Below are 3,752 nucleotides of genomic sequence, written 5' to 3' on the forward strand. Positions count from 1 at the left end.
CCCAGCGCCGCGAAGTCCAGGGCCAGCAGCTCCGCCGGATCCGCCACCGCCCAGCGCCGCACCCAGCTACGGCCGGGGGCCGGCACGGTGTGCGCCACGATCACCTCGTGCCGCGTGGTCGGCAGGCAGTCCGCGTGCCGTCCGGGCCGGCGGATCAGCGCCACCCGGACCCCGGTACCGGCCGCCGCCTCGTCCAGCGCACGCCCGACCGCCGGGTCCAGGTGACTCTCCCCGAGCGCCTTCGCCCCCCACGGCCCGTTCTGCTCGATCAACAGCCAGGTGGTCGCCGTCGCCGCGGTGGCGGCCAGCGGCTCCGACAGTTCACGCGACAGCGTCGCACAGGTGCTCACCCGGGTAAGGCTACCCTTGCCCGTCATCCGAACGCGGCCCGAACCTTCGCCTCGACCCCGGGGGCCGGAGCCGGTGCGGCCCCCGGCCCGGGGGCCGCACCGGGGAGGTCGGCGAACTCCAGGTGGACGCTGCGCACGATGCCGGCGAACACCTCCGAGTACAGCTCCCAGTCCTCGGCGCACGGCGTGCTCAGCTCCAGCGAGAGCAGCTGAAACTCGTTCGGGAGCGGCAGGTGCACCTGGATGACCGAGGAGGCGAACGTCCCGCCGTCGGTCGGCGTCACGACGCCGTCTATCACCGCCGCAGCGCGTCCTGCGGGCAACTCGATCGCCGTGACCGTGGCGGCCGGCCGCGCCCGGGCGAAGGCGGGAAGCAGGGTGTCCACGGCGTTCTGGGATCCGATGCCGCCGAGAGGTGCCAGGGAGGCGACGACGGAGGCCGTACTCGGCCGGCCGCCGACATCCACCAGGCAGAGTCCCGCATAGATCACCCCGGCCTCGGCCATCGACGGGATCATCCGAGCGAGCAAGGCGGCCCATCGGGCACGGACCTCGTCGGGGTCCGAGGCCAGGACCTCGCACGCCAGTTCCCAGAGCCGCTCGGCCACCTGTTCCTCGGTGCCGAGGACAGGGATGTCGTGGAACGACGTGGGGACGACGAAGCGGATCTGTACGTCGGGGGAGGCGGAGGCCGGCATGGTCATTTCCACTTCTTGGACCTCTCGGTCGTGTCCAGCCAGGACGGCAGCACGGGTATCGGGAGGCCGCACTCGTGCGCGAACTCGAGGATCGCGACATATCCGACGGCTTGTGCGCGGACGCCGCTGCGAGCTCGCCGGCGAAGTGTGACGGCACCCAGCCCCGCAGTGGTGAGCGAGAGGACGAACAGCAGTCCCGCGAGGGCGAGGAGGACGGTGGCGGCGGATCCCGGACGCGCTAGGGACGGCTCGGTGTCCAAGCTCAGGCTCACCCAGAGGGTGCCGACCGCCGCCAGCAGGAGGCAGAACGAGGTGCTCAGACGGAAGACGGCCCGACCCCAGTACCGCTTCTGTTCGGTGAGCAGCGTCCGGATGGCGTCGGCGTCGAAGTAGTCGATGCGGTTCCGTGTGCCGAGCTGGGCGGCGAAGGCCCGCACCGTCGGATGCCGGGCATAGGTGTCGACCGGAACCATGGGCAGGAGGCCCCGGTCGTCTTGGCGCTCGCCCAACACTTCGGCTCGTCCCAGCGACCACTGGGCGGGGATCGGGACTACCGTCCCGTGGTCGCGGGCCAGCTCCAGCAGGGCCGTGTACGCGGCGAAGTGCGCCAGCGCCTCACGTTTGGTCTTTCCCTGGCGGAACCCGGCCACCCATACCAGGATGCCGAGCGGTACCGCCAGGCAGGCCGCCACGACCCGTGCGATCTGGCCGGACTCGGGAGGCGAGGCCATCGAGCTGCCGAGGACGGCGGCGACGACCACGCCGCCGATGACCAGGAGGCCGCCGACCTCGTCGTGCCAACCCCCGGTGTCCTTCACCAGGTTGTGTCGGGTGATCACGTCCTGTGCGACGGTGTCGTCGACGAGGTTGATTCCGTACGCCTCGGAGATCTGTCGGGCGGCCTCGGCGACCTCGGGGATCTCGGCCAGTAGGCGGCCGGGGATTGGGAGCGGTTCGAACGCCTCCATCACGGACTCCTCAGGTCGCTACGGCGTGGAGGAACGGGGAGGCGGAGGGAGGCGCTACGGGCTGCGCAGGCTCCTGCTCCAGGTCCGCGTTCGGGCCCTTGTGGTCGAGCAGGCCGAGTTCCATGCCGAAGGCCTTGACCGGGAGGGTGACGTTCCTCGGCTCGGGGATCACCCCGAACTTCTTCAGCCCGGCGGTGATGCCCTTGGTGGAAAGGGGGTTGCTGGTCATCTCGAAGAGGGCCTTGCCGGACCCGGCGGTCCGGGCCCTGAGCCCGGCGCCGGCTGACCCCCTGATGGCGCCGGAGTACTCCTTGGCGAAGGCCGGGACCTTCTGGACCAAGCTCAGGTTCTTGGCGACTTTCACTTCCTTTCCGGCGGTGGCGAAGCCCTTGATGGCGCCGATACCAGGGAAGACGCCGAGCGAATCGACGCCGATGTCCAACCATGAGACGTCCTTGCCGCGGGACTTCCCGATGCCGTGGCCGATGAGCGCGCCCGCGCTGGTGAGCATCGCCGCTCCTCCCAGCGCTATTCCGCCGACCTGGCCGATGACGGGGACCCAGGAGATCGTCAGCGCGGCGATCGCCAGGCTGGCCGAGATCTCGGAGAGCAGGTCGGCGTGGTCCACCAGGAAGTCGATGGACTTCTGCCAGGCGTGCTGCACGCCGTCCAGCAGGCGTTTGAACACGTTGGGGTCCGGGGGGTGGTTCCGCGAGGCCTCCTGAACGGCGCGGGCGGCGGTCTCGGCCTTCTGCCGGTGGTCGTCGAGCTGTTTGCGGGCACGGGCGATCACCTCGTCGAGCTGCCGGTGGCCGCGGAGGCTGGACTCGCGGGCGGCCTCGAACCGGGCCTGGGTGCGCTCCAGGACATCGGCGGCCGGGGCCTGGGCACCTGGCTGGACCAGGGCATCCAGGGAGCGGCCGAGGTCGGCGGCCTGCTTGTCCTGCCACTCCAGGCGGCGGCGTAGCTCGGCCGCCTCGGTCTCCATGCCCTGGCCGGCCGTGACCATGCCGGAGAGCTGGGTGTGCCAGGTCTTCAGGGCCAGGGAACACGCGGCCATCGACCGGTGGCCCTTGTCCAGGTACTTCGGCAGCTCGCCCAGCTTCTCCGCGAAGGCGCGGGCGGCCTCGCCCTCCCAGGCGCCGCCGGTGGTGCCGATGCCGGCGAGGGAGCGGCGGAGCTCCTCCAGTTCACGGGCCACCGCGTCGACGTCGGTGTACATCTGGGCGATCGCACCGAGATCGCCGGGGGCCGGGCAGAAGCCGAGGCCCGGCCAGTTCTGGTCGCTCATGGTGATTGTTCCCCCGTCGGTGGTGCGGTCAGGTGGCGCCGAATCCCTTGGCGACGCCCTGCTCGTGGCCGCCGTAGCTTCTGAGCGTGAGGTCGAGGCCTTCGCGCAGCCCGGAGGCCAGTTTGGCCATCCGGCCGATGCCGCCGTGCCACTCGTCCTCGAACTGTTTGCAGGCCGAGTCGAGCCGCGCGGTTCCGGTCTGCCGGCCTTTGCCCAGGTTCTCCAGACGCTTGGCGACGGCGCTCATGCGGGTGCCGCATTCGCCGAGTTGGGTGGCGACCGTCTGCATGCGGGCCAGGTCGATTCTGAAGTCGTCGGACAAAGGTCCGTCTCCCCCCGGGGCTGGTGATGGGCGGGCGTTCTCGGTGCGAACCTAGCCCAGTGGGGGCGAACAGTCTTGCGATGCGGGGAAGTTGGTGGGGGTGTTCCGGTTGGGGGGAACGGA

At 70.7% G+C, this 3,752-nt stretch carries 4 protein-coding genes and 1 pseudogene; all 5 read right to left on the bottom strand.

The features are described from left to right. Window positions 1-350: pseudogene (locus tag ABD308_RS18070) on the bottom strand (sucrase ferredoxin); the annotation flags it as partial. Between the two features lie 23 nt (window positions 351-373). Continuing rightward, on the bottom strand, window positions 374-1,054 hold the full coding sequence (locus ABD308_RS18075) for a hypothetical protein (protein WP_344335628.1): 681 nt from the start codon (window positions 1,052-1,054) through the stop codon (window positions 374-376). After that, on the bottom strand, window positions 1,051-2,016 hold the full coding sequence (locus ABD308_RS18080) for a hypothetical protein (protein ID WP_344335630.1): 966 nt from the start codon (window positions 2,014-2,016) through the stop codon (window positions 1,051-1,053). The genes ABD308_RS18075 and ABD308_RS18080 overlap by 4 nt, the downstream gene beginning before the upstream one ends. A gap of 10 nt (window positions 2,017-2,026) precedes the next feature. Continuing rightward, window positions 2,027-3,307, bottom strand: coding sequence for a hypothetical protein (locus ABD308_RS18085; RefSeq protein ID WP_344335632.1), 1,281 nt, complete (start codon window positions 3,305-3,307; stop codon window positions 2,027-2,029). Between the two features lie 28 nt (window positions 3,308-3,335). Beyond that, complete coding sequence (locus ABD308_RS18090) at window positions 3,336-3,629, bottom strand: hypothetical protein (protein WP_344335634.1); 294 nt, start codon at window positions 3,627-3,629, stop codon at window positions 3,336-3,338. Between the last annotated feature and the right edge of the window lie 123 nt (window positions 3,630-3,752).

It is taken from the genome of Kitasatospora putterlickiae, assembly GCF_039527695.1.
GTDB lineage: Bacteria > Actinomycetota > Actinomycetes > Streptomycetales > Streptomycetaceae > Kitasatospora > Kitasatospora putterlickiae.

Excerpts from the sequence above, each read along its gene's own strand:
- ABD308_RS18075 (WP_344335628.1), bottom strand. The coding sequence starts at position 1,054 with ATGACCATGCCGGCCTCCGCCTCCCCCGACGTACAGATCCGCTTCGTC.
- ABD308_RS18080 (WP_344335630.1), bottom strand. The coding sequence starts at position 2,016 with ATGGAGGCGTTCGAACCGCTCCCAATCCCCGGCCGCCTACTGGCCGAG.
- ABD308_RS18085 (WP_344335632.1), bottom strand. The coding sequence starts at position 3,307 with ATGAGCGACCAGAACTGGCCGGGCCTCGGCTTCTGCCCGGCCCCCGGC.